Here is a 25,152-nt window from a genome sequence, read left to right as displayed (position 1 = left end):
ATCGGGATGGACCGTATCCTTATCCGCGGCGGCCGCCGCCTGAACGGCAAGCTCCCCATTTCCGGCGCGAAGAACGCCGCGCTCACGCTGATGCCCTGCGGGCTGCTCACCGACGAGCCGCTGACGCTGCGCAACCTGCCGCGGCTGGCCGATGTCGACGGCTTCGGCCACCTGCTCAACCAATTGGGCGCATCGACCACGATCGAGGGCAGCCGGCCAGAGGATTTCGGCCGCGTCATGACGATCCGCGCCGGGCAGCTGACCTCGACCGAGGCGCCCTATGACATCGTGCGCAAGATGCGCGCGTCGATCCTGGTGCTCGGCCCGATCCTGGCGCGTGCCGGGCAGGCGCGCGTGTCGCTGCCGGGCGGCTGCGCGATCGGCAACCGCCCGATCGACCTGCACCTGAAGGCGCTGGAGGCGATCGGCGCCGAACTGGAGATGAGCGCGGGCTACGTCACCGCCACCGCTCCCGGCGGGCGGCTGTCGGGCGGGCGGTATCGCTTCCCGGTGGTGTCGGTCGGCGCGACCGAGAATGTCGTGATGGCGGCGGTGACCGCGAAGGGCGCGAGCCGGATCGAAAATGCCGCGCGCGAGCCGGAGATCGTCGACCTGTGCCGCTGCCTGGTGGCGATGGGCGCGCGGATCGACGGCATCGGCAGCGAGACGCTGGAGATCGAGGGCGTCGCCGAGCTGCATGGCGCCACCTATGCGGTGATGCCCGACCGGATCGAGGCGGGCAGCTACGCCTGCGCCGCGGCGGTCGCCGGGGGCGAAGTGGAGCTGACCAACGTCGACGTCGCGTCGATGGGCGCGACGTTGACCGCGCTGCGCGAGGCGGGCGTCGGGATCGAGGAACGTCGCGATTCCATCGTCGTCAGCAGCGACGGCCAGCTCAAGCCGCTGACGCTGACCACCGCCCCCTACCCCGGCTTCGCCACCGATATGCAGGCGCAGTTCATGGCGATGCTGTGCAAGGCGGCGGGCGCCAGCGTGCTGACCGAGACGATCTTCGAGAACCGCTACATGCACGTGCCCGAACTGGCGCGGATGGGCGCCGACATCCAGGTGCGCGGGCGCACTGCGGTGGTGAAGGGCGTCGACCGGCTGGTCGGCGCGCCGGTGATGGCGACCGACCTGCGCGCGTCGATGAGCCTCATCATCGCCGGGCTGGTCGCCGAGGGCGAGACGAGCGTCGCGCGCGTCTATCACCTCGATCGCGGGTACGAGCGGCTGGAGGAGAAGCTGTCGGCGGTCGGCGCCGATATCGAGCGCGACGGCGGCGGCTGAGGCGGGGCGCGGCGCGGAAACGTCGCCCCGGCGAAGGCTGGGGCATCTAGCGGCTCTGGCCGCCCGCTGTCACCGTGAGATCCCGGCCTTCGCCGGGATGACGAATGAGTGCCGAACGTCTCGACCACATATGGCGAGGGTACGTGACGCGCCCCCCGCCGCTACGCCTCGACCCAGCGGCGCAGAAGATTGTGGTAAACGCCGGTCAGCGCCACCGTGGCGCGCGCGTCCTGCCCCTGCGCCGCCGCCACAGCCTGCACCCCTTGGTCGAGATCGAACAGGATGCGCCGCGCGCCGTCGTCGCGCACCATCGACTGGATCCAGAAGAAACTGGCGACCCGCGCGCCGCGCGTCACCGGCTCGACGCGGTGCAGGCTGGACGCGGGATAGAGTACCATATGCCCGGCGGGCAGCCTGACGTGCTGTTCGCCGAACCGGTCCTCGATCACCAGCTCGCCGCCGTCATAGGCGGCGGGATCCTCCAGGAACAAGGTCGCCGACAGGTCGCTGCGCAGGCGGAAGTCGCTGTCGCGGCGCACGCGCACCGCATTGTCGATATGGACGCCGAACGCCTGCCCGCCGGCATAGCGGTTGAACATCGGCGGCCACACCTTCGCCGGCAGCGCGGCGGCGACGAACAGCGGGGTGCGGCCCAGCGCGTCGAGGATGATCGCCCCCGCCTCGCGCGCCGCCGCGCCGCCCTCGGCCAGTTGGGCGTTGCGCTTGGCGAGCGCCGCCTGCGGGCCGGAGGTGGCGTTGCCGTCCACCCACTCGCCCGCATCGACGATCGCGCGAACCCGCGCGACCGCGGCGGCATCCAGGACGTCGGGGATCGCGATCAGCATGCGCGCGACCGTGCCACGATCAGAAGCTGTAGAACAGGCTCAGCACCGCCTGCCGCCGGTCGCCCGGCATCGCCCAGCCGCCGGTGACCACGCCGGTCGTGGCATTGATGTTGTTGCGCACGTTGGTGAGATATTTCTCATCGGTCAGGTTCTGGACGTTGAGCTGCAGCGTCAGCCCCTTGCCGAACGTATAGCCCAGATAGGCACGGTGGATCAGGTAATCGTCCGTCTCCAGCGTGACGTTGTTCGCCAGCACCGGGACATAGGTGGTGAACGCCCCCTGATAGGTCAGGCCATAGCCCAGCTCCAACCCGAACGGCAGGCGGTAGGTGGTGAACAGGCTGCCCGAATGCGGCGGGGTCTGCACCAGCGGGCGGCCGCGCTGCGGATCGGGGTTGGCCGCCGAATTGCCGCAGCCGTTCGCGCCCGGCGTGCGCAGGCAGTAATCGGATACCGACTGGCGCACCTCGCTGTCGAGATAGGTGTAATTGGCGAAGATCGTCCAGGCGCGCGTCAGGTTGCCCGACGCGCCCAGCGCGATCCCGTCGACGCGGCTGCGCCCGCCCAGCACCTGCACCGTCGGCAGCGCCGGGTCGTTCGACGGTACGCGATAGTTGGTGCGTTCGTTGCGGAACAGCGCCGCGGTCAGCTCCAGCCGGCGCCCGAACAGCCCGGCCTTGGCCCCGACCTCGTAATTGCGCGCCTTTTCGGGCGCCACGCCGCAGGTGTTGGTGACGATCGCGTTCGACACGCTGACGCAGCTGGCGCGCACCGACGCCGACGACGGGGTCAGCGCATTGCCGTAGCCGGCGTACAGGCTGACGTCCTGCACCGGGTGATAGACCGCGCCGACCCGCCACGAAAACAGCCGCTCGCGGTTGATCGCGGGCGCGAGCTGCGCGGGCAGCGGCTGGCTGACGCCCGGCGCCAGCGTGGCGAGCGGCAGGCTGCGGAAATCGGTGCGCTGCTGTTCCCAGCGGACCCCGCCGTTCAGCTCGAACGCACGCCCCAGCTCCAGCGTGTCGAAGGCATAGACCGCGATATTCTCGCTGGTCGCGCGCTGGCGCGCGGTTTCCACATAGTTGATCGACCCGCGATAGACGGTGTCGGGGTTGCTGATCGACAGGAACGGCAGCGGCGCGGTGGCCGATCCGTCGGCGTTGCGCAGCAGCGAGCCGGAGGTGATGCGATATTCCTCCACCAGCGCCGACACGCCGATGTTCGCCACGTTGCGGATGCCGCCGGCGGTGCCGTATTCCAGCCGGATGTCGGTCTGGTTGACCAGTAGCTGGTTCTCCTGATCGCGCACCAGCCCGCGCGGACCGGACGGCAGCCACTGCCCAGCCGGGATGGTGATCGTCGCGCCGTTGACCGTGGCGGTGCACGGCAGTCCTTGCGCATTGGTGGCGCTGGTCGCCACCGGCTGGCGATTGGTGGCGGAAAGGCAGAAGGTGCCCTGCGGCGCGCTGGTGACGCTATACTGGCCGACGCGCTGCCAGCGGGTCAGGTTGCGCACCGCGATGTGATCGTCGACCTCGTGGCGGAACGTCGCGGTCAGCCGGTCGACGGTGACGTCCTGCCGGTCGAGGTTGCGGTAGCCGTAATAGTCGCTGCGATCGATGCCCGGCAGGACCCCGCCCGACAGCGCATTGTTGACATAGGGCACGCCGTAGATCGGCGTGTTGCGGTCCTCCTGATGGACATAGGCGAGCGTCAGGCTGGTCGGACCGCCCGCGCCGATCGTCACCGCCGGTGCGACGCCCCAGCGCTCGAACTTCTCCACGTCGCGCCCCGGCACGTCATTGTGGTGATAGACCGCGTTCAGCCGCGCGGCGACATTGTCCGACAGCGGTTCGTTGGCGTCGATCGCGGCGCGGTAGTAATTGTCGGTGCCGACCGCCGCCTGCGCGATCGTCAGCGCCTCGGTCCGCGGCTCCTTCGACACCAGGTTGATCGTGCCGCCGACGCTGCCCGATCCGTTGAAGACCGAATTGGCGCCGTTATAGACCTCGATCTGTTGCAGGTTGAACGGATCGGTGCGGCTGTATTGCGCGCTGTCGCGGATGCCGTCGATGGTGATGTCGTTGTTCGCTGAAAAGCCGCGCAGGTTGATCGAATCGCCATAGCCGCCACCGCCCTCGCCCGCGCCGAAGGTGATGCCCGGGATCGTCTGCAACGCATCGCGCAGCGTCAGCAGGTTCTGCTTGCGCAGCACCTGGTCGGAAATGACCGTCACCGTCTGCGGCGTGTCGAGCAGCGGGGCGGTCGCCTTGGGGCTCTCCAGTTCGGCGGGCTTGCGGTCGTTAATGCCCGTGACGACGATATCGTCACGCTGGATGCGTGTGCGCGCGTCCTGATCCGATGGCGCCCCCGCATCGCTGCGCGGCGCCGAATCGGCCGGCGCGGCGAGCGCGGGCGCCGATGCGATCAGGCCGACGCATGACAGCGCCAGGAACGGAACGGACGACGACATGACTTTCCCCCTGAATTGATCGGGGTCAGCTATTGCTACTCGTTCGCACTGTCAACGTTATTGCGAGCCGATCGCATATTCGGCGAACAGCCATGATCGCAGCGCACTGGCCAGATTGGGCGGATCGTCGGCACGAATGCGCAGCGCATCGATCGCGGCGACCAGCGCCGACAGCGGCAGCCCGCGCGCCGCCGCCGCCGCCTCCAGCGCGCGCCAGAACGCCGGTTCCAGGCTGATCGACGTGGCGTGCCCGGCGATCGTGATCGACCGTTTTACCGGCCCGGCGAAGCCCCCGGCGGGCGCGGCGACCGGCCTGCGGCCATCGCTCATCCGCGCGTCACTCGGCGTCGAACAGCGACGCCAGCTGCTCGATGATCGTGCCGCCCAGCTGTTCGGCATCCATGATCGTCACCGCGCGGCTGTAATAGCGCGTCACGTCATGCCCGATGCCGATCGCGACCAGCTGCACCGGCGACTTCTTCTCGATCCAGCCAATCACCTGCCGCAAATGGCGTTCCAGATAGGAGCCGGAATTGACGCTGAGCGTCGAATCGTCGACCGGCGCGCCGTCGGAAATGACCATCAGGATGCGCCGGTCCTCGGGCCGCGCCATCAACCGCGCATGCGCCCACATCAGCGCCTCGCCATCGATATTCTCCTTCAGCAGCCCTTCGCGCATCATCAGCCCCAGCGCGTTGCGCGCGCGCCGCCACGGCTCGTCCGCCATCTTGTAAACGATGTGGCGCACGTCGTTGAGCCGGCCCGGCTGTGGCGGGCGGCCGGCGGCCAGCCATGTCTCGCGGCTCTGCCCGCCCTTCCACGCGCGGGTGGTGAAGCCGAGGATCTCGGTCTTCACCCCGCACCGCTCCAGCGTCCGCGCGAGGATGTCGGCGCTGATCGCCGCGATCGAGATCGGCCGCCCGCGCATCGATCCGGAATTGTCGATCAGCAGCGTCACCACCGTGTCGCGGAATTCGGTATCGCGCTCGATCTTGTAGCTGAGCGACTGCATCGGGTTGACGACCACGCGCGCCAGCCGCGCGGCGTCCAGCAACCCTTCGTCCTGGTCGAAGTCCCAGGAGCGCGACTGCTGCGCCATCAACCGCCGCTGGAGCCGGTTGGCGAGTTTCGACACCGCCGATTGCAGATGCACCAGCTGCTGGTCGAGATAGCCGCGCAGCCGCGCCAGCTCGTCGGCGTCGCACAGTTCGGTGGCGGCGACCACCTCGTCGAAATCGCTGGTCCAGATGCGATAGTCGAACGCCTGCGACATGTCGGCGGGCGGACGGTTGGGGCGCACCGGCTGCATCCCCTCCTCGCCCTCGTCCCCCGGCTCGCCCTCGGCATCGTCGAGGTCGTCGCCCTCCAGCTGCTCGCTCTCGCCCTCTTCGGACTGGTCCTCGCGCTGCTGGCCGCGCTGTTCCATCTGCGCGTCGCCCTCGGACTGTTCGGCGTCGCCCTCGTCCGCTTCGTCGGTGTCCTGGCCCTCCTGGCCCTCGTCCTCCTCGCCGCCCTCGTCGCTTTCCTCGGGCACCTGGTCGCCCTCGACCAGCTCGAGGTCCTGCAGCAATTTGGTGGCCAGTTGCTGGAAGGACCGCTGGTCGTCGAGCGCGAGCGCCAGCGCGCTCAGGTCGGTCTTCTCGCCGATCCATTCGCGCACCAGCGCCAGCCCCGGCTCCGCCGCGACCGGGGAGGGCGCGCCGGTCAGCGCCTCGCGCACCAGCAGTTGCAGCGCGGTCGACAGCGGCACTTCGGAACGGTTGCGCGCGCGGGTTATCGGGTCGGCGCGCAGCTTCACGTCAAGCGCGGTCGCCAGATTGTCGGTGATCCCCTGATAGCCGAGGCTGCCCAGCGCCTCGATTCGCGCGGTTTCCACCGCGTCGAACACCGCGCGCGCCACCGTATCGACCGGCGCGCCGCGCGCGTGCAGCCCGGCGTCGTGGAGCCGCAGCCGCAGCGCGAAGCTGTCGGCGAAGCCGCGCGCCTCCGCCACCTGATCGGCGGGCAGCGTGCGCGCGGGCATCGGCACCTTCAGATGCTTGCCCGACTGCGCGGGCGCATCGGCGGTGAACGCCAGCTCCACCTCCGCCTCGTCCGACAGCGCACGCGCGGTGCCGCCCAATACGGCCTTGAACCGGTCGAGGGGGGTGTCCTGTGCCACTCAGGCCTTGCCCACCACGCTTTCGGGCAGGTCCTTGCCGAACACGCGCTGGTAATATTCGGCGACCAGCGCGCGTTCCGCCTCGTCGCACTTGTTGAGGAAGGACAGGCGGAACGCGAAGCCGACGTCGCCGAAGATCAGGCTGTTCTGCGCCCAGGTGATGACCGTGCGCGGGCTCATCACGGTGGAGATGTCGCCGTTGATGAACCCCTTGCGCGTCAGGTCGGCAACGCGGACCATGTTCTCCACCACCTTCTTGCCATCGGGCTGGTCATATTCGCCCGACTTGGCGAGCACGATCTGCGCCTCCGTGATCGCGGGTAGGTAGTTGAGCGTGACCACCACGTTCCAGCGGTCCATCTGCCCCTGGTTGATCTGCTGCGTGCCGTGGTACAGCCCGCTGGTATCGCCCAGCCCGATCGTATTGGCGGTCGCGAACAGCCGGAAATAGGGGTTGGGGCGAATCACGCGGTTCTGGTCGAGCAGCGTCAGCTTGCCCTCCGTCTCCAGCACGCGCTGGATCACGAACATCACGTCGGGGCGCCCGGCGTCATATTCGTCGAACACCAAGGCGGTCGGCGTCTGCAGCGCCCAGGGGAGCAGGCCTTCGCGGAATTCGGTGACCTGCTGCCCGTCCTTCAGCACGATCGCGTCGCGCCCGACCAGGTCGATGCGGCTGATATGCGCGTCCAGGTTGATGCGGATGCACGGCCATTTCAGCCGCGCGGCGACCTGTTCGATATGGCTCGACTTGCCGGTGCCGTGATAGCCCTGCACCATCACGCGGCGGTTGTGCGCGAAGCCCGCGACGATCGCCAGCGTGGTATCGGGATCGAAGACATAGGCCGGGTCGAGATCGGGCACCCGTTCGTCCGCCTCGCTGAACGCGGGGCATTCCATGTCGCTGTCGATCCCGAACAGCTCGCGCACGCTCACCATCCTGTCCGGCGCGTCGAGGATCGTCGTGTCGCGACTGTCGGGCTGCGTGTTCGGGATATCGGTCATCAGGAATAAGCCGTCCGCTGGAGGGGTGTGTACCAGTGAGAAGGGATCGCGTTCGCGTCAACCCGCCGCAATCGGCGATACGGCCTTCGCGGGCAGGTGGAAGAGATCGATGAACGCGGCGGCGGCCGCGCGGTTGCCGGCGAACGCGAGATCGCCCGCCGCCTCCGCCTCGGCGATCGGGCGCTTGGCGTAGATCACCGCGGCCATCACCTCGGGCGTCGTCGCGAACACGGCATCGCCCGCGGCGGGCGCGCGCACCACCGGCAACGCCCCGTCCGCCAGCCGCGCGACGAACGAATCGCGCGGAAAGCGGAACCCGATCGTCAGCGACAGCCCCACCGCCCGGCCGCGGTCCAGCATGGTGCGCAGCGACAGCATCATCGACGCGGCGGACAGGGGCAGCGCCGGATCGTGATCCGGCGAGCGCGCCGCCCAGCGCCCCAGCGCCTGGATCGTCTCCTCCGCCTCATAGCCCCACGGCGTCAGCTCGTAGCATCGCGACGGCGCGTCGTGCCGCACCAGCACGCCCGCGCGCGCCAGCCCGTCGAGCCGCTGCGTGAGCACGTTGGCGCTGATCCCCGGCAGGCCCGCGCGCAATTCGGAGAAGCGCCGCGGGCCGAACATCAACTCGCGCACCACCAGCATCGCCCATCGCTCGCCCAGCAATTCCAGGCCCAGCGCCGTGCCACAGGCATCGTCATACCAGCGCGGAGGTGACTTGGTTATCTTTTGTGACTTCATGGTTGCTTTCAATAACTCCAGCCCACATCCTTGGCGAGCGACGATTCGAGGAGACGGTCCATGTCCTATATCGAAGGCTTCCTCACACCCGTTCCCGGCCACCGGCGCGACGATTATGTCGCGCATGCCAACGCGGCGTTCGCGATCCTGCGCGACGTCGGGGTCACCCGCCTGGTCGAGGCGTGGGGCGAGGACGTGCCGCGCGGCACGGTCAACGACCTGTGGGGGGCGGTCGACGCGCAGGCCGGCGAGACCGTCGTCTTCTCGTGGTTCGAATATCCCGATCGCGCGACGCGCGATGCCGCGAGCGAGCGGATGAGGACCGATCCGCGCATGGAGGCGCTCGGCGCGGGGATGCCGTTCGACATGCGCCGCATGATCTGGGGCGGCTTCCGTGTCGTCAGCGACGCCGGCGTGACGACGGAGACGGCGGGCTTCGTCGACGGCGTCGTCCTGCCGCTGCCCCGCGACGCGGACGCGGCCTATCGCGATCATGCCGCCGCGCTCGCGCCGGTCTTCCTCGATCACGGCGCGCGGCGCGTGGTCGACACCGCCGCCGACGACGTCCCGGCGGGCGAGGCCACCGATTTCCACCGCGCGGTGCTGGCGCAGGACGGGGAAGCGCCCGCGTTCGGCTGGATCGAATGGCCCTCGCGCGCGGCGCGCGACCAGGGCTGGGGCACGGTGATGGCCGACGCGCGGATGACCGGCGCCGCGCCGCCGCCCTATGACGGCAAAAGGATGGCGTTCGGGGGCTTTTCGGTACTGCTCGATCTGCGCGCGTGATCCCGCGGGCGCATCGGCGCGACAAGCCTCTTGAGCCGGACGGCTTACGCGCTACTTAGGGCGCGCAAGGGCGCGGGTTTGCGGCGATTGCCGCGATCATGTACGCGCCCGTCACGAACGGCGTCGGCGCGCCTCCTGCTTGCCGGCGGTCCGCCTGTTACGAAGACGAGACGCGCATGGCCGAGTTCACGCTCCCGAAGAACAGCAAGATCAAGGGCGGTCGGACGATTCCCTCGCCGCAGCCCGGCGGCGCCATGCGCAACTTCAAGGTCTATCGCTACGATCCCGATTCGGGCAAGAACCCGCGCTACGACACGTTCGAGGTCAATCTCGACGAATGCGGGCCGATGGTCCTCGACGCGCTCATCAAGATCAAGTCGGAGCAGGACAGTTCGCTCACCTTCCGCCGGTCGTGCCGCGAAGGGATCTGCGGATCGTGTTCGATGAACATCGACGGCAAGAACGGGCTGGCCTGCACCACCGCGATCGAGGACGTGAAGGGCGAGGTGAAGATCACCCCGCTGCCCGCGATGGACGTCATCAAGGACCTGGTGCCCGACTTCACGCATTTCTACGCGCAATATGCCTCGATCACCCCGTGGCTGCAGACCGTCACCCCGCCGCCCGCCGGCAAGGAGCGGCTCCAGTCGCCCGAGGAGCGTGCGAAGCTCGACGGCCTGTACGAGTGTATCCTGTGCGCCTGCTGCTCGACGTCGTGCCCCAGCTACTGGTGGAATTCCGACAAGTTCCTCGGCCCGGCGATCCTTCTCCAGGCGTATCGCTGGCTGGCGGACAGCCGCGACGAGATGACCGGCGAGCGGCTCGACGCGCTGGAGGATCCGTTCCGCCTGTACCGCTGCCACACGATCATGAACTGCGCCAACGCCTGCCCCAAGGGCCTGTCCCCGGCCAAGGCGATCGCGGAGATCAAGAAGATGGAAGTCGAGCGGATCGTCTGACCGCTCGATGCCCGGATCCCCGACGCCCGCGGACGCCCCGCACCCCGCGTTCATCTACGAGGAGCATCCGCACCATCCCGGCTGGATGCTGTGGGCGCTGCGCGACCCGACGCGCTACAACGCCTTTCTGGGCGAGATCATCGTGCGCATCGACGACGGTATCGCGCGGGTGCGGATGGTCGCGGGGCGGCAGCATTCGAACCTGGCCGATCATGTCCATGGCGGGGTGCTGCTGGGCTTCATCGACGTGGCGATGTTCGCCGCGGTGCGCGCGTTCGGCCTGATCGAGGCCGGGCCGGCGGTGACGCTGGATCTCAACACCCATTTCATCGGCGGCGGCCAGCTGGACGAGCCGCTGGAGGCGCGGGTGGAGATGCTGCGCGAAACCGGGCGGCTGATCTTCCTCCGCGGGCTGCTGGTGCAGGCGGACCGGCCGGTCACCGAATTTTCGGGAACGATCCGCAAGCCTGGCCGGTGATCGCGCCGACGGGAACGACATGACGGTATTGCACGCCTACGACCAGCTGATCGCCGCCAGCGAGCTGCGCCCCGACCCCGAACAGGCCGCCGCCGCCGCGCGCCTCGACGCGCTGGCGCGCGAGCTGGAGCATCCGCGTACCACCGGACTGCTGCGCCGCCGCGTGGTGCCGGCGCGCGGGGTCTATCTGTGGGGCGATGTCGGGCGCGGCAAGTCGATGCTGATGGACCTGTTCTACGCGCAGGCCGGCGTCGCGGCGAAGCGGCGCGTCCATTTCGGCGAGTTCATGCTGGAGGTGCACGGCCGCATCGCGATCGAGCGGCGCAAGGAACTGGGCGATCCGATCCCGCCGGTCGCCGCCGCGCTGGCGCAGGAAGCGCGGCTGCTGGCGTTCGACGAGATGATGGTGACCAACAGCCCCGACGCGATGATCCTGTCGCGGCTGTTCACCGCGCTGATCGAGGCGGGGGTGACGGTGGTCACCACCTCCAACCGCCCGCCGCGCGACCTGTACAAGAACGGGCTGAACCGCGAGCATTTCCTGCCGTTCATCGCGCTGATCGAGGAGCGGCTGGACGTGCTGGCGCTCAACGGCCCGGTCGACTACCGCCGCGACCGGCTGGGGCAGCAGGATACCTGGCTGGTCCCCAACGGCCCGGTGGCGACGGCGGAGCTGTCGGCGGCATTCTTCCGCCTGACCGACCATGAGGTGACCGAGCCGATCCCGTCGGAGGAACTGACCGTACAGGGCCGCACGCTGCACGTGCCCAAGGCGCTGAAGGGCGTCGCGGTGTTCAGCTTCAGGCGCTTGTGCGGCGAGGCGCGCGGATCGGCCGACTATCTGGCCATCGCGCGCCGGTTCCATACCGTGATCCTGGTCGGCATCCCCATGCTGGGGCCGGACAACCGCAACGAGGCGGCGCGCTTCGTCAGCCTGATCGACGCGCTGTACGAACATAAGGTGAAGCTGCTGGCGGCGGCTGATGCGCAGCCCGATGCGCTGTATCCGCGCGGCGACGGGGCGTTCGAATTCCAGCGGACGGTCAGCCGCTTGGAAGAGATGCGGTCCGACGATTACCTTGCGCAGGGGCACGGCGACGTGGCCTGAGCAGCGGCTTATTGCTCTTGCGAACGATTATCATGTAATCTTTTAAGACTCGTGCTTTAGCGGTTGCTCCATCGCCCGGAAGGGCGTAGGCGGCGTGACCATTCACACGTCAACGACGGAAGGGGATGGGATGGCCCGCAAGAAGATCGCATTGATCGGCGCCGGCAATATCGGTGGCACGCTCGCACATTTGGCCGCACTCAAGGGACTGGGCGACATCGTCCTGTTCGACGTGGTCGAGGGCGTGCCGCAGGGCAAGGCGCTGGATCTGTCGCAGTGCGGCCCGGTCGAGGGCTTCGATGCCACGATCAAGGGCTCGAACGACTATGCCGACATCGCGGGCGCCGACGTCATCATCGTCACCGCCGGCGTGGCCCGCAAGCCGGGCATGAGCCGCGACGACCTGCTGGGCATCAACCTGAAGGTCATGAAGGCGGTCGGCGAGGGCATCAAGGCGAACGCCCCGGACGCTTTCGTCATCTGCATCACCAACCCGCTCGACGCGATGGTGTGGGCGCTGCGCGAATTCTCGGGCCTGCCGCACAACAAGGTCGTCGGCATGGCGGGCGTGCTCGACTCGGCGCGCTTCAGCCACTTCCTCGCGGAAGAATTCGGCGTCAGCGTGAAGGACGTGAACACCTTCGTGCTCGGCGGCCACGGCGACACGATGGTGCCGGTGCTGGAATATTCGACCGTCAGCGGCATCCCGGTCAGCGACCTGATCGAGATGGGCTTCTCCACCCGCGAGAAGGTCGACGAGATCATCAAGCGCACGCGCGGCGGCGGCGGCGAGATCGTCGCGCTGCTCAAGACCGGTTCGGCCTATTACGCGCCCGCCACCAGCGGCATCGCGATGGCCGAGGCGTATCTGTACGACCAGAAGCGTATCCTGCCGGCCGCGGCGCACCTGTCGGGTGAATATGGCATCGACAACCTCTACGTCGGCGTGCCCGTCGTGATCGGCGCCGGCGGCGTCGAGAAGGTCGTCGAGGTCAAGCTGTCGGACGAGGCGAAGGCGAACCTTCAGGTCTCGGTCGATGCGGTCAAGGAACTGCTCGTCGCCTGCAAGGGCATCGACGGCTCGCTGGCCTGATCGTCGTGGCGCCCGCGCTGCTCCTCGCCGCCGCGATGGCGGGCGCTTCTCCGGCCGGCTATCCGGCCGCCGAGGTGATCGGGGCGTTGCGCGAGGCGTGCCCCTCGGCAACAGCGGTGACCACGGTGCTGAAGGGCGCGACGCCCGCCGGCTGGACGCGCGCGGCCGATCCGGCCGCCACGCCGGTCGGCAAGCTGGCAGCGATGGGCAGGGAAATGGGCGGCGCGATGCTGTCCGGCACCGGGCATATCATCGGCGATATCGCCGTCCTGGAACGCACCGTCGCGGGCGAGCGGCTGTACCTGATCCCGTCGGGGATCGTGAACGGCGATACGATGGTGGTCGGCTGCCGCCTGTACGATCCGGGTGAAACGCGCCGCATCCCCGCTGCGGAGGCGACGCGCATCCTCGGCCGCAAGCCGACGTCGTCCTCCGACCAGCCGATGCTGAGCAAGCTGGGCTGGGACATCGGCGCGCCCGACGACGCCGACAGCTTCGAGATCGTCAGTGTCCCCGCCGACAGTCCGGTGGTGGCGCTGCTGACATTGTCCGGCCTGATGATGAAGGCCGATTGGGTCATGCCGGGCGCTACCGATCCGGCGCCCGCGAAAGGGAGTGAGGAGAAGAAATGAGCATCCTCGTCGACAAGAACACCAAGGTCATCACGCAAGGGATGACCGGCAAGACCGGCACCTTCCACACGAAGACCGCGCTGGATTACGGCACACAGATGGTCGGCGGCGTCACGCCGGGCAAGGGCGGCACGATCCACGAGGAACTGGGCCTGCCCAACTTCAACACCGTGCACGAGGCGGTGGAGAAGACCGGCGCGACCGCATCGGTCATCTACGTGCCGCCGCCCTTCGCCGCCGATTCGATCCTGGAGGCGATCGACGCCGAGGTGCCACTGATCGTCGCGATCACGGAGGGCATCCCGGTACTCGACATGGTCAAGGTGAAGCGCGCGCTGTCGGGTTCGAAGTCGCGGCTGATCGGCCCGAACTGCCCCGGCGTGCTGACGCCGGGCGAGTGCAAGATCGGCATCATGCCGGGCAACATCTTCCGCAAGGGGTCGGTCGGCGTCGTCAGCCGCTCCGGCACGCTCACCTATGAGGCGGTGTTCCAGACCTCGAACGCCGGCCTGGGCCAGACCACCGCGGTCGGCATCGGCGGCGATCCGGTCAACGGTACCAATTTCATCGACGTGCTGGAGTTGTTCCTGGCGGACGAGGCGACCCAGTCGATCATCATGATCGGCGAGATCGGCGGTTCGGCCGAGGAAGAGGCCGCGCAGTTCCTGAAGGACGAGGCCAAGCGCGGCCGCAAGAAGCCGATGGCCGGCTTCATCGCGGGCCGCACGGCGCCTCCGGGCCGTCGCATGGGCCATGCCGGCGCGATCGTGTCGGGCGGCCAGGGCGGCGCCGAGGACAAGATCGCGGCGATGGAAGAAGCCGGCATCAAGGTCGCGGCGAGCCCCAGCGAGCTGGGCTCGACGCTGCTGAGCGTGCTGAACAAGTAAGCGTAACAGGCGGCCGCCCCGGTTCCGGCCGGGGCGGCGCGCCGCGGGACATCCCGGCCGGTGCCGGGAGGACGAAGGTAGGATCGTCATGGGCTACGAAGGTCAGGATTTCGGCGACATCGCGGGCGGCGTCAGCCCCGCGTTCATCGACGCGCTGTACGCGCGCTTCAAGACCTCGCCCGACACTGTCGAGCCCGGCTGGCGCCAGTTCTTCGAAGGGCTGGAGGGCACGCTGAACGCGCCGTCCTGGACCAACGAGCGGTGGCCGCTGACCACCACCGACGATCTGACCGCCGCGCTCGACCCGACGCAGATGGAGCCGGCGCCCCGGCCCGCGAAGGGCGGTGGCAAGCCCGCCCCCGCCGCGCCGGCCGCGCCCGCCCCGTCGCAGGACGATATCGTGAAGGCCGCGGGCGACGCGATCCGCGCGCAGATGCTGATCCGCACCTATCGCGTGCGCGGGCATCTGGCCGCCAATCTCGACCCCCTCGGCCTGTCCGGCCCGCGCGCGCTGCCGGCCGACCTGACGACCGAATACCACGGCTTCTCCGACGCCGACATCGACCGCCCGGTCTATCTGGGCGGCACGCTGGGGATGCAATGGGCGACGGTACGCGAGATCGTCGACACGCTGCGCCGCAACTACTGCGGCAGCGTGGGCCTGGAGTATATGCACATCGCCGATGTCGAGGAGCGCAAGTTCCTTCAGGAGCACATGGAGGGCAAGGACAAGGCGATCGAATTCTCGGTTCAGGGCAAGAAGGCGATCCTGAACAAGGTGATCGAGGCCGAGCAGTGGGAGAAGTTCCTGGGCCGCAAATATGTCGGCACCAAGCGCTTCGGCCTCGACGGCGGCGAAAGCATGATCCCGGCGCTGGAAAGCGTCATCAAATACGGCGGCGCGGCCGGCGTGAACGAGATCGTGTTCGGCATGGCGCACCGCGGGCGCCTGAACGTGCTGGCCAACGTGATGGCCAAGCCGCTGCGCGTGATCTTCCACGAATTCGCCGGCGGTTCGGCCAACCCGGACGACATCGGCGGTTCGGGCGACGTCAAATATCACCTCGGCACCTCGACCGATCGTGAATTCGACGGGCACAGGGTGCACATGTCGCTGGTCGCCAACCCCTCGCACCTCGAGGCGGCGGACCCGGTTGTGCTGGGCAAGGTGCGCGCGATCCAGACGATCGCCAAGGATCTGGACACCCATTCGCGCGCGCTGCCGGTGCTGATCCACGGCGACGCGGCCTTTGCCGGCCAAGGCATCGTGTGGGAATGCTTCGGCTTTTCCGGCATCCGCGGCTACAACACCGGCGGCTGCGTCCATTTCGTCATCAACAACCAGATCGGCTTCACCACCAGCCCGCAATTCGCGCGCTCCTCGCCCTATCCGTCGGATGTGGCCAAGGGGGTGCAGGCACCGATCTTCCACGTCAACGGCGACGATCCCGAGGCGGTGACCTTCGCCACCAAGATGGCCATCGAATACCGCCAGACGTTCCACCGCGACGTGGTGGTCGACATGTGGTGCTATCGCCGCTTCGGCCATAACGAGGGCGACGAGCCGGGCTTCACCCAGCCGCTGATGTACAAGGCGATCCGCAGCCATCCGCCGGTGTCGGAGATCTACGGCAAGCGCCTGATCGAGGAGAAGGTGGTCGATCAGGCGTGGATCGACGACGCCATCGCGCAGCAGACCACGCTGCTGGAGGGCGAGTTCGAGGCGGGCGCCAGCTACAAGCCCAACAAGGCCGACTGGTTCGCCGGGCGCTGGTCGGGGCTGCACGCCCCCGCCGACCCCGAAACCGCGCGGCGCAGCGTCGACACCGGGATCGAGCCGAAGCTGTTCGATTCGATCGGCCGCACGCTGACGACGGTTCCCGACAGCATCGCGATCCACAAGACGCTGGCGCGCGTGCTGGACGCCAAGCGGCAGATGTTCGCCACCGGCCAGAATTTCGACTGGGCGACCGGTGAGGCGCTGGCGTTCGGGTCGCTGCTGCACGAAGGCTATGGCGTGCGCCTGTCCGGCCAGGATTCGGGCCGCGGCACCTTCTCGCAGCGGCACGCCGTCTGGGTCGACCAGAATGACGAGCACAAATACGTGCCGCTGTGGACCGTCCCGCACGGCAGCTTCGAGGTACTGGACAGCCCGCTGAGCGAATATGGCGTGCTGGGCTTCGAATATGGCTATGCGCTCGCCGATCCGAAGACGCTGGTTCTGTGGGAGGCGCAGTTCGGCGACTTCGTCAACGGCGCGCAGATCATGATCGACCAGTTCATCGCCAGCGGCGAGGCCAAGTGGCTGCGCGCCAACGGCCTGGTGATGCTGCTGCCGCACGGGTACGAGGGCCAGGGGCCGGAACACAGCTCCGCACGTCCGGAACGCTTCCTGCAATTGTGCGCGGGCGACAACATGCAGGTCGCCAACTGCACCACGCCGGCCAATTACTTCCACCTGCTGCGCCGGCAGATGCACCGCACGTTCCGCAAGCCGCTGATCGTGATGACGCCCAAGTCACTGCTGCGCCACAAGCTGGCGGTCAGCCGCGCCGAGGATTTCCAGGGCGACAGTCACTTCCGCCGCATCCTGTCCGATCCGTCGGCGCCGGCGGATGCCGCGACGACGCGGCTGGTGCTGTGCACCGGCAAGGTCGCCTACGACCTGATCGAGGCGCGCGACGCGGCCGGCGACGAGACCACCCAGATCGTCCGCATCGAACAGCTCTATCCCTTCCCCACCGAGGCGCTGGCGAAGCGGATCGAGCGGATGCCGAACCTGGAGCATGTCGTCTGGGCGCAGGAAGAACCGAAGAACAACGGCTATTGGTTCTTCGTCGAGCCGTTCATCGAGGAAGCGCTGGGCATGACGAATGCGCAGATCGCGCGTCCGCGCTACGCCGGCCGCACCGCCGCCGCCTCGCCCGCGACCGGCCTGATGAAACGTCACCAGGCCGAACAGGGCGCGCTGATCGCCGACGCGCTCGGGCATAACGTGCGCGACGAGATCCGCCGCACGCGCGAGGCCGAGACCACCAAGAAGTCGGGCAAGGCCGCCAGCTGATGGCGGCCGTCGTCCGGATGGCGTGCCACGACGCCGGAAGCACCACCCTACGTACCGCGCCGTTGTCCACGCTGAACGGCGACGCCACCTATATCGACGATGAACAGGACAGGAAGTAACATGGCAACCGAGGTCCTCGTCCCCACGCTGGGCGAATCGATCACCGAAGCGACGGTCGGCGAATGGCTGAAGCAGCCCGGCGACCCCGTCGCCGTCGACGAGGCGATCGCCAGCCTGGAAACCGACAAGGTCTCCGTCGAGGTCCCGTCTCCCGTCGCCGGCGTGATGGGCCAGCATGCGGTCAAGGTCGGCGACACCGTCGAGGTCGGCGCGATGATCGCCACGATCGAAAGCGGTGACGGCGCTGCCTCCGCCCCGGCGCAGGCCGCCCCCGCCGCCACCGCTGGCGAGCAGGCCCCGGCCGAGCCGAAGGGCGACGCCCCCGCCGCGCTGTCCCCGTCGGTGCGCCGCGCGGTGCTGGAGCACGGCGTCGATCCCGCGACGATCAAGGGCACCGGGCGCGACGGCCGCCTGACCAAGGAAGACGTCGCCGCCGCGGCCTCGTCCAAGCCCGCCGTCGCCCCCGCCCCGGCCGCACCGGCTGCCGCCGCCCCGGCATCGTCGGGCGGCCGCAACGAGGAGCGCGTCAAGATGACGCGCCTGCGCCAGACGATCGCCAAGCGCCTGAAGGAAGCGCAGAACACCGCCGCGATGCTGACGACGTTCAACGACGTCGACATGACCGCGGTGATCGAGGCGCGCGCCAAGTACAAGGACCTGTTCGAGAAGAAGCACGGCGTCCGGCTGGGCTTCATGGGCTTCTTCGTGAAGGCCGCGACAATGGCGCTGAAGGACATTCCGTCCGTCAACGCCAGCATCGAGGGCGACGAGATCGTCTATCACGATTATGCCGACATCTCGGTCGCGGTCAGCGCGCCGAACGGGCTGGTCGTGCCGGTGATTCGCGATGCGCAGGCGCTGTCGGTCGCGGGGATCGAGAAGACGATCGGCGATTTCGGCAAGCGCGCCAAGGACGGCACGCTCAAGATGGAAGAGATGAAGGGCGGCACCTTCACCATCTCCAACGGCGGCGTGTTCGGCTCGCTGATGTCCACCCCGATCATCAACCCGCCGCAGTCGGCAGTGCTGGGCCTGCATCGCATCGAGGACCGCCCGGTCGTCCGCGACGGCCAGGTGGTGGTGCGTCCGATGATGTATCTGGCGCTCAGCTACGACCACCGCCTGATCGACGGCCGCGAGGCGGTGACCTTCTTGGTCGCGCTAAAGAACGCGATTGAGGACCCGACCCGGATCCTGATCGACCTGTAAGACGTCCCCAACGTACCACCCCGGCGAAAGCCGGGGTCCAGTTGGGAAGGAAGATGTAACCGGGCGCGGCGTTCACCATCTCCGGCCCGTAACTGGACCCCGGCTTTCGCCGGGGTGGAGGCAACGGAAATGGCTGACGAACAGCAGTACGACTATGACGTCCTCGTGATCGGCGCCGGCCCCGGCGGCTATGTCGCCGCGATCCGCGCCGCGCAGCTGGGGCTGAAGACCGCCTGCGCCGAAAGCCGCGAGACGCTGGGCGGGACCTGCCTGAACGTCGGGTGCATCCCGTCGAAGGCGATGCTCCACGCCTCCGAACTCTACGACCACGCCGCCAACGGCGCGATGGCGAAGCTGGGCATCAAGACGACGGTCGAACTCGACCTCGACACGATGCACGGCCAGCGTCGCGACGCGGTGAAGCAGCTGACCGGCGGGATCGAATTCCTGTTCAAGAAGAACAAGGTCACCTGGCTGAAGGGCCGCGCCGCCTTCACCGGCGCGCACAGCGTCGACGTCGGCGGGCAGACCGTCACCGCGAAGAACATCGTCATCGCCACCGGTTCGTCGGTCACTCCGCTGCCGGGCGTGACGATCGACCAGAAGGTCGTGGTCGATTCGACCGGCGCGCTGGAACTGCCCAGGGTGCCGGAGCATATGGTCGTCATCGGCGGCGGCGTGATCGGGCTGGAGCTGGGCAGCGTGTGGCGGCGGCTGGGCGCGAAGGTCACCTGCGTCGAATTCCTCGACCAGATCCTGCCCGGCTTCGACGGCGATATCCGCAAGGAGTCGAACAAGATCTTCAAGAAGCAGGGGATCGAATTCAGGCTGTCGACCAAGGTCACCGGCGTCGCCGTCGACGGCGACAAGGCGACGTTGACTCTGGAGCCGGCCGCGGGCGGCGAGGCGACGACGATCGAGGCGGATTGCGTGCTGGTGTCGATCGGGCGGCGCCCGAACATCGACGGCCTCGCGCTCGACGCCGCGGGCCTGTCCACCAACCAGCGCGGGCAAATTGAGATCGACCACGATTTCCGCACCGCGGTGGACGGCATCTGGGCGATCGGCGACGTCGTCCCCGGCCCGATGCTGGCGCACAAGGCTGAGGACGAGGGGATTGCGGTCGCGGAGAACATCGCCGGCCAGCATGGCATCGTGAACCACGATATCATCCCGTCGGTCGTCTACACCTGGCCCGAGATCGCCGGCGTCGGCCTGACCGAGGAAGCGGCGAAGGAGCGTGGCGAGGTGAAGGTCGGCAAGTTCCCGATGGTCGCCAACAGCCGCGCCAAGACCAACCACGAACCGGACGGCTTCGTGAAGGTGATCGCGGATGCAAAGACCGATCGCGTGCTGGGCGTATGGTGCATCGCCACCGTCGGCGGCACGATGATCGCGCAGGCGGCGCAGGCGATGGAATTCGGCGCCACCAGCGAGGACATCGCCTATACCTGCCACGCGCACCCGACCCATTCGGAAGCGGTCAAGGAAGCCGCGATGGCGGTGCAGGGCAAGCCGATCCACATCTGACCCCACACGCACCGGGGCGCCCCACCGCCCCGGTACTGCCGGACGCCCTTGCTACGGCGCGGCGTCCGGCGCTCCACCAAGTGCGGCACCCTGCAGGCGCAGGCCGAGGAATGCCGCACCGGGAGCAGGATTGAAGGACACTGGCGCGGCCGGCGCGAAGCCGAGCGTCGCATAGAGCCGCCGGGCGGACACCGATGGCGCCATGACGTCGAGCCGCATCTCCCGATACCCCATCGCACGCGCTTCTTCGATCAGCCGTTCGACGAGCCTGCGGCCGAGAGCGGCGCCGCGCGCATCGGGGCGGACATACAGCCGCTTCATCTCGCATATGTCGGCGCTGACCTTGCGCAGGGCGACGCATCCGTCGATCTCGCCCGCCCGATCCGCCAGCAACACGCATCCCGCCGGGCGAGCGTATTTCCCCGGCAGTGTCGAAAATTCCGCGTCGTTGCCCTGATAGTCCAGATTGACCGGCGAATTGGCGATGAACTCTCGCCAGATCGCCAGCAGCGCGGGAACGTCGGCAGGGAAATCGGCGTATCTGATCCGGGTCATGGCCCGCATTCTGATGCGCGATCGTGGCGGCTTTGGGGTCAGGAGCCATTCTGCCAAAGTTCGTGATCGCCCATGGCGCGGCGGGCCGGAAAGGCGCACGGCGGCGTCGGGGCACCCTGCAACGTGCTAGCCTCGCTCGTCAGTCACGATGCTGACGCATCGCTCCCTCCTCGCTCCTGGCCGTGCGCCTTTCCCGGCTCCGTCACGACCATTGCCAGAATGGGCGCTGGCCCTAGGGAAAAATCTTGGCGGAAGCGTCCGCATCGGGCGGATGCCCTTGGTCCGGCGCGACCAGCGGCTTCCCCAGCAGCCAGCTCAGCGCCAACGCGACCGCCGCGAGGATCGCGATCGATGCGATCGTCTCCGCGGCGCCGTCCGCACGCCCCTTCAGCATCCAGTAGACGACGAACAGCCCGATGCCGATCGTGGACAGCGATTTGGGGATGACGAGGCGCCGGCCGCACGCGCGGCAGGGGAACGCCCTGCCCAGCCCCCATTGCGTCCGCCAGAACGGCACGGCGGCGTAACAACCCGGACAGCGCGGGCCCATGGCATTCCCCATCGATCGGCGGGCCCTATCTCCGCGCCGCGCGGTCGTCCTGCGCCAGCGCGGCGGCCAGCAGGTCGCGGACGCCGCGCAGCGTCGCCGCGGGGCGCGATGCCCGGCCACGCTCGGCGTGCAGCAATTGCTGCACGCCCTTGACGGTATAGCCCTCGCGGTTGAGCAGCCGGTCGATGCGTTCGACCAGCGCCACATCCTCGGGGCGATAATAGCGGCGCTTGCCCGCGCGCGTCACCGGGCGCAGCTGCGGGAAGCGGCCCTCCCAATAGCGCAGGATGTGCGGGGCGATACCGGTCGCTGCCGCGACCTCGCCGATGGTACGAAAGGCGGCGGCGGATTTGGTTTCCGACGCCACGCGCGTCAGCCGGCGCCGATGATGCGGTCGCGCATCATCTGGCTGGCGCGGAACGTCAGCACGCGGCGCGGCGCGATCGGCACCTCGACGCCGGTCTTGGGATTGCGGCCGACGCGCTCGCCCTTGTCGCGCAGGACGAAGGTGCCGAAACCGGAGATCTTGACGTTCTCGCCACGCGCCAGCGCGCCGCACATTTTCTCCAGGATCTGTTCGACCATCCGCGCCGAATCCGCGCGCGACAGGCCGACCTGCCGGTGCAGCGCCTCTGCCAGATCCGCGCGGGTGAGCGTGCCTGCGTCCGTCATGTCCGTACCATTCCCCCCAGAAAGGTTAGCCGTGTCCGATCGTTACCGCCCGCAGCCCGGCTTGTCGATGCCGATTGCCAACCTGGATCAGTAGCGCAGGACCGCCGCACCCCAGGTAAATCCGCCGCCCATCGCCTCCAGGACGATAATCTGTCCCGGAATGATGCGCCCGTCGCGCACCGCGGTGTCGAGCGCGAGCGGCACCGACGCGGCCGAGGTATTGGCGTGGCGGTCGACGGTCATCACCACCTTGTCCGCGGGCAGCGACAGCTTGCGCGCGGTGGCGTCGAGGATGCGGGCGTTGGCCTGGTGCGGGACGACCCAGTCGACCGCATCGGTGGCGAGGCCCGCGGCGGTCAGCGCCTCCTCCATCACCGCGGCGAGATTGACCACGGCATGGCGGAACACCTCGCGCCCCTTCATCCTCAGCTTGCCGACGGTGCCGGTGGTCGACGGGCCGCCATCGACGTAGAGCAGGTCGTTGTGCCGCCCGTCGGCGTGGAGCCGCGTCGCCAGGATGCCGCGCGCCGCGCCATCGGCGGGATCGTCGGCGGTGTCGCGCGCCTCCAGCACGATCGCGCCGGCGCCGTCGCCGAACAGCACGCAGGTGGTGCGGTCTTCCCAGTCGAGGATCCGGCTGAACGTCTCCGCGCCGATCACCAGCGCGCGGCGATGCGCGCCGGCGCGGATCATGCTGTCGGCGACCTGCACCGCATAGAGGAAGCCGGAACACACCGCCGCGACGTCGAACGCGACGCAATCGGCGATGCCCAGCATCGCCTGCACCTTGGTCGCGGTCGCGGGGAAGGTGTTGTCGGGCGTGGCGGTGGCCAGCACGATCAGGTCGATGTCCTGCGCGGTGACGCCCGCCGCCTCGATCGCCGCAATGGCCGCGTCGCGCGCCAGCGTCGCGGTGGTCTCGTCCGCGCCGGCGATGTGGCGGAAGCGGATGCCGGTGCGCTCGACGATCCATTCGTCGGAGGTATCGACCTGCGCCGCCAGTTCGGCATTGGATACACGGCGGACCGGCAGCGCCGATCCCGTCCCGATCAGCACCGAACGGATCATGCCGCTGCTTTCGCTTCGAAATTGCCCAGGTCTTCGATGATGCGGCGGGTCAGGTCCGCCTTCACCATCTTGGCGGCATTGCCGATCGCGGTCGCCACGCCGCGCTCGTTGGCGCTGCCGTGGCTCTTCACCACCAGCCCGTTGAGGCCGAGGAAGACCGCGCCATTGTGGTTGTTGGGATCGAGGTGATCGCGCAGCAATTCGGTCGCCGGGCGCGAGATCAGGAAGCCGAGCTTCGAGCGCACCGAACTGCGGAACGCGCGCTTGAGCAGGTCGGCGACGAAGCGCGCGGTGCCCTCCGCGGTCTTGAGCGCGATATTGCCCGAGAAGCCGTCGCAGACGATCACGTCATGTTCGCCGCGCGACAGGCGGTCGCCCTCGACGAAGCCGGCGAAGCGCATCGGCAGATGGGTCGCGTCGCGCAATTGCTGCGCGGCATCGCGGATCTCGCCGGTGCCCTTCTGGTCCTCGCTGCCGATGTTGAGCAGCGCGACGCGCGGCGCCGACAGGTCCAGCGTCGTGCGCGCATAGGCCGCGCCCATCACCGCGAACTGCACCAGGTTGCGCGCGTCGCATTCGGTGTTGGCGCCCAGATCGAGCACCACGACGTCATTGTCGCCGAGCGTCGGCAGCAGCGCGGCGAGTGCCGGCCGGTCGATCCCCGGCATCGTGCGCAGCGACAGCTTGGCCATCGACATCAGCGCGCCGGTATTGCCCGCGGACACCGCAGCGGCGGCGCGCCCCTGCTTCACGCAGTCGATCGCGATCCCCATCGACGTCGTCCGCGCGCGGCGGATCGCCTGGCTGGGCTTTTCGTCGCCCGCGATCACATCGGGGGCGTGGACGATCTCGGAATGCTGCGACAGGTTCGGGTGGTTGGCCAGCCCGGCGCGAATCGCCTCCTCGTCGCCCACCAGCAGGAAGCTGATGTCGTCAAAGTCGCGGCGCGCCCGCGCGACACCCGCCAGCATCACCGCCAGCCCTTCGTCGCCGCCCATCGCATCGACGGCGATCCGGGATCTGTCGGACATAGCTGAGGCGGGCTCCTGTAAGGTCGTGTCGCGCCCGTGGATCAGGCGTCGACCGCGACTACCTCACGGCCGTTATAATGGCCGCAGGCGGTGCACAGGTTGTGCGGACGCTTCAGCTCGCCGCAGTTCGGGCATTCCTGGAACGCCTCGACCGACAGCGCGTCGTGCGCGCGGCGCATGCCACGGCGGGAGGGAGAAGTCTTTCGCTTGGGGACGGCCATCGCGGCACCTTGATCTGTCTAATGTTTCCATACACGGCCAGCCGGCACACAACGCCCGCAGCGACCGGCGCGATGGCCAGCCGCGGCAGGCAGCCGGGCATCGGCTCGCATCGCGAAGCCCCGCGCCTATAGCGAAATTCCGCGACGTTGCAAGCCGCGTCGGGCGATGGCACCTTGCCCGCGGCGCCCGTGCGCCTTGGGGAGGGGTGAAGACGCTGGTGCTTCCGGTGACGCTGACGATCGCCGCGGCCTGTGCCGTGGTCAACCTGTGGCTGGCGATGCGAATCGTGCCGGGGCGGATGCGCGGCAAGGTGATGCTGGGCGACGGCGGCGACGAACGGCTGTTCGCGCTGCAACGCGCGCACGCCAATTTCATCGAATATGCGCCATTCGCGCTGATCCTGATCGCCGGGATCGAGCTGGCGGGCGGCTCGCCGTCGTGGCTGTGGGGGCTGGGCGGCGCGTTCGTCGCGGTGCGAATCGCGCACGGGCTGGGGATGACCCGCCCCGCCCCCAATCCGCTGCGTGCGGTCGGCGCGCTGGGGACATGGGTGCTACTGGCGGCGCTGGCCGGCTGGGCGCTCGCGATCGCCTATACCGACGGCGCGCGCCCGGCGCCGGTCCCGCTGGCCCCCGCCACCGACGGGCCATCGGCCTGACGCGCCGGGGCGTCG

The 25,152-nt window shown here is 68.6% G+C and carries 25 protein-coding genes; 12 read left to right on the top strand and 13 right to left on the bottom strand.

The genetic code is table 11. The annotated features are described in order from the left end of the window. The first annotated feature begins 6 nt into the window (after positions 1-6). Entirely contained in the window at positions 7-1,290 is a 1,284-nt protein-coding gene (gene murA, locus COA17_RS10035) for a UDP-N-acetylglucosamine 1-carboxyvinyltransferase (RefSeq protein ID WP_066487679.1), read from the top strand. A gap of 161 nt (positions 1,291-1,451) precedes the next feature. Here the strand turns inward: murA and COA17_RS10030 are convergent, their stop codons facing one another. From COA17_RS10030 to COA17_RS10005, 6 genes are read right to left on the bottom strand one after another with little or no spacing between them, the layout of a single operon-like run. Then, on the bottom strand, positions 1,452-2,135 hold the full coding sequence (locus tag COA17_RS10030) for a Fe2+-dependent dioxygenase (protein ID WP_066487682.1): 684 nt from the start codon (positions 2,133-2,135) through the stop codon (positions 1,452-1,454). 19 nt (positions 2,136-2,154) lie between these two features. Continuing rightward, on the bottom strand, positions 2,155-4,608 hold the full coding sequence (locus COA17_RS10025; RefSeq protein WP_096612080.1) for a TonB-dependent receptor: 2,454 nt from the start codon (positions 4,606-4,608) through the stop codon (positions 2,155-2,157). A gap of 57 nt (positions 4,609-4,665) precedes the next feature. Further along, positions 4,666-4,938 (bottom strand): ribbon-helix-helix domain-containing protein, encoded by a 273-nt coding sequence (locus COA17_RS10020; RefSeq protein ID WP_096612079.1) that lies wholly within the window; start codon positions 4,936-4,938, stop codon positions 4,666-4,668. A gap of 7 nt (positions 4,939-4,945) precedes the next feature. After that, the gene (gene cobT / locus COA17_RS10015) at positions 4,946-6,769 is read right to left on the bottom strand and encodes a cobaltochelatase subunit CobT (protein WP_096612078.1); all 1,824 of its coding nucleotides are present in this window, start codon (positions 6,767-6,769) and stop codon (positions 4,946-4,948) included. Continuing rightward, positions 6,770-7,774, bottom strand: a complete 1,005-nt coding sequence (gene cobS, locus COA17_RS10010) for a cobaltochelatase subunit CobS (RefSeq protein WP_096612077.1) — start codon at positions 7,772-7,774, stop codon at positions 6,770-6,772. Positions 7,775-7,831: 57 nt separating this feature from the next. Next, complete coding sequence (locus COA17_RS10005; RefSeq protein WP_096612076.1) at positions 7,832-8,515, bottom strand: winged helix-turn-helix transcriptional regulator; 684 nt, start codon at positions 8,513-8,515, stop codon at positions 7,832-7,834. Positions 8,516-8,575: 60 nt separating this feature from the next. On the opposite strand from COA17_RS10005, the gene COA17_RS10000 reads away from it, so the two are divergent. The 10 genes from COA17_RS10000 to lpdA all read left to right on the top strand — a co-directional run bounded on the left by COA17_RS10000 (position 8,576) and on the right by lpdA (position 20,381). Next, entirely contained in the window at positions 8,576-9,301 is a 726-nt protein-coding gene (locus tag COA17_RS10000) for a DUF1428 domain-containing protein (RefSeq protein WP_096612075.1), read from the top strand. Positions 9,302-9,477: 176 nt separating this feature from the next. Further along, on the top strand, positions 9,478-10,260 hold the full coding sequence (locus COA17_RS09995) for a succinate dehydrogenase iron-sulfur subunit (protein WP_096612074.1): 783 nt from the start codon (positions 9,478-9,480) through the stop codon (positions 10,258-10,260). Positions 10,261-10,267: 7 nt separating this feature from the next. Next, positions 10,268-10,738 carry a PaaI family thioesterase gene (locus tag COA17_RS09990; RefSeq protein ID WP_096612073.1) on the top strand — a complete coding sequence of 157 codons (471 nt, stop codon included), beginning with the start codon at positions 10,268-10,270 and terminating at the stop codon, positions 10,736-10,738. Positions 10,739-10,757: 19 nt separating this feature from the next. Then, positions 10,758-11,846 carry a cell division protein ZapE gene (gene zapE, locus COA17_RS09985; RefSeq protein WP_096612072.1) on the top strand — a complete coding sequence of 363 codons (1,089 nt, stop codon included), beginning with the start codon at positions 10,758-10,760 and terminating at the stop codon, positions 11,844-11,846. A gap of 130 nt (positions 11,847-11,976) precedes the next feature. Next, positions 11,977-12,939: a malate dehydrogenase gene (mdh, locus tag COA17_RS09980; protein WP_066491543.1), complete on the top strand. Its 963-nt coding sequence runs from the start codon at positions 11,977-11,979 to the stop codon at positions 12,937-12,939. 5 nt (positions 12,940-12,944) lie between these two features. Continuing rightward, on the top strand, positions 12,945-13,571 hold the full coding sequence (locus tag COA17_RS09975) for a hypothetical protein (RefSeq protein ID WP_096612070.1): 627 nt from the start codon (positions 12,945-12,947) through the stop codon (positions 13,569-13,571). Further along, positions 13,568-14,458 (top strand): succinate--CoA ligase subunit alpha, encoded by an 891-nt coding sequence (gene sucD / locus COA17_RS09970; protein WP_066491548.1) that lies wholly within the window; start codon positions 13,568-13,570, stop codon positions 14,456-14,458. Before COA17_RS09975 ends, sucD begins: the two co-directional genes overlap by 4 nt. A gap of 88 nt (positions 14,459-14,546) precedes the next feature. Beyond that, positions 14,547-17,522 (top strand): 2-oxoglutarate dehydrogenase E1 component, encoded by a 2,976-nt coding sequence (locus COA17_RS09965; RefSeq protein ID WP_096612068.1) that lies wholly within the window; start codon positions 14,547-14,549, stop codon positions 17,520-17,522. Positions 17,523-17,642: 120 nt separating this feature from the next. Further along, the gene (gene odhB / locus COA17_RS09960; protein ID WP_096612066.1) at positions 17,643-18,851 is read left to right on the top strand and encodes a 2-oxoglutarate dehydrogenase complex dihydrolipoyllysine-residue succinyltransferase; all 1,209 of its coding nucleotides are present in this window, start codon (positions 17,643-17,645) and stop codon (positions 18,849-18,851) included. A 129-nt stretch (positions 18,852-18,980) separates the two neighbouring features. Further along, positions 18,981-20,381, top strand: coding sequence for a dihydrolipoyl dehydrogenase (gene lpdA / locus COA17_RS09955; protein ID WP_066490537.1), 1,401 nt, complete (start codon positions 18,981-18,983; stop codon positions 20,379-20,381). Between the two features lie 51 nt (positions 20,382-20,432). Here the strand turns inward: lpdA and COA17_RS09950 are convergent, their stop codons facing one another. From COA17_RS09950 to rpmF, 7 genes are all read right to left on the bottom strand, one after another. Further along, positions 20,433-20,936: a GNAT family N-acetyltransferase gene (locus COA17_RS09950; protein WP_096612064.1), complete on the bottom strand. Its 504-nt coding sequence runs from the start codon at positions 20,934-20,936 to the stop codon at positions 20,433-20,435. 232 nt (positions 20,937-21,168) lie between these two features. Beyond that, positions 21,169-21,486: a hypothetical protein gene (locus COA17_RS09945; protein ID WP_141397070.1), complete on the bottom strand. Its 318-nt coding sequence runs from the start codon at positions 21,484-21,486 to the stop codon at positions 21,169-21,171. Between the two features lie 25 nt (positions 21,487-21,511). Then, a complete protein-coding gene (locus COA17_RS09940) occupies positions 21,512-21,853 on the bottom strand; it encodes a MerR family transcriptional regulator (protein ID WP_096612060.1) in 342 nt (113 codons plus the stop codon). Between the two features lie 5 nt (positions 21,854-21,858). Further along, positions 21,859-22,158 (bottom strand): integration host factor subunit alpha, encoded by a 300-nt coding sequence (locus tag COA17_RS09935; RefSeq protein ID WP_066490543.1) that lies wholly within the window; start codon positions 22,156-22,158, stop codon positions 21,859-21,861. Positions 22,159-22,245: 87 nt separating this feature from the next. Continuing rightward, a complete protein-coding gene (locus tag COA17_RS09930; protein ID WP_066490544.1) occupies positions 22,246-23,226 on the bottom strand; it encodes a beta-ketoacyl-ACP synthase III in 981 nt (326 codons plus the stop codon). Beyond that, the gene (gene plsX / locus COA17_RS09925) at positions 23,223-24,257 is read right to left on the bottom strand and encodes a phosphate acyltransferase PlsX (RefSeq protein WP_096612058.1); all 1,035 of its coding nucleotides are present in this window, start codon (positions 24,255-24,257) and stop codon (positions 23,223-23,225) included. Before plsX ends, COA17_RS09930 begins: the two co-directional genes overlap by 4 nt. 41 nt (positions 24,258-24,298) lie before the next feature. After that, on the bottom strand, positions 24,299-24,478 hold the full coding sequence (gene rpmF / locus COA17_RS09920) for a 50S ribosomal protein L32 (RefSeq protein ID WP_022688053.1): 180 nt from the start codon (positions 24,476-24,478) through the stop codon (positions 24,299-24,301). Positions 24,479-24,684: 206 nt separating this feature from the next. Between rpmF and COA17_RS09915 the strand changes: the two genes are divergently transcribed. After that, positions 24,685-25,137, top strand: a complete 453-nt coding sequence (locus COA17_RS09915; RefSeq protein ID WP_425442691.1) for an MAPEG family protein — start codon at positions 24,685-24,687, stop codon at positions 25,135-25,137. Positions 25,138-25,152: the final 15 nt, after the last annotated feature.

This window comes from Sphingomonas ginsenosidimutans, from assembly GCF_002374835.1.
Lineage (GTDB): Bacteria > Pseudomonadota > Alphaproteobacteria > Sphingomonadales > Sphingomonadaceae > Sphingomonas > Sphingomonas ginsenosidimutans.
Note: the sequence above shows the minus strand (reverse complement) of the source record. Positions and strands in the feature narration are given on the sequence as shown.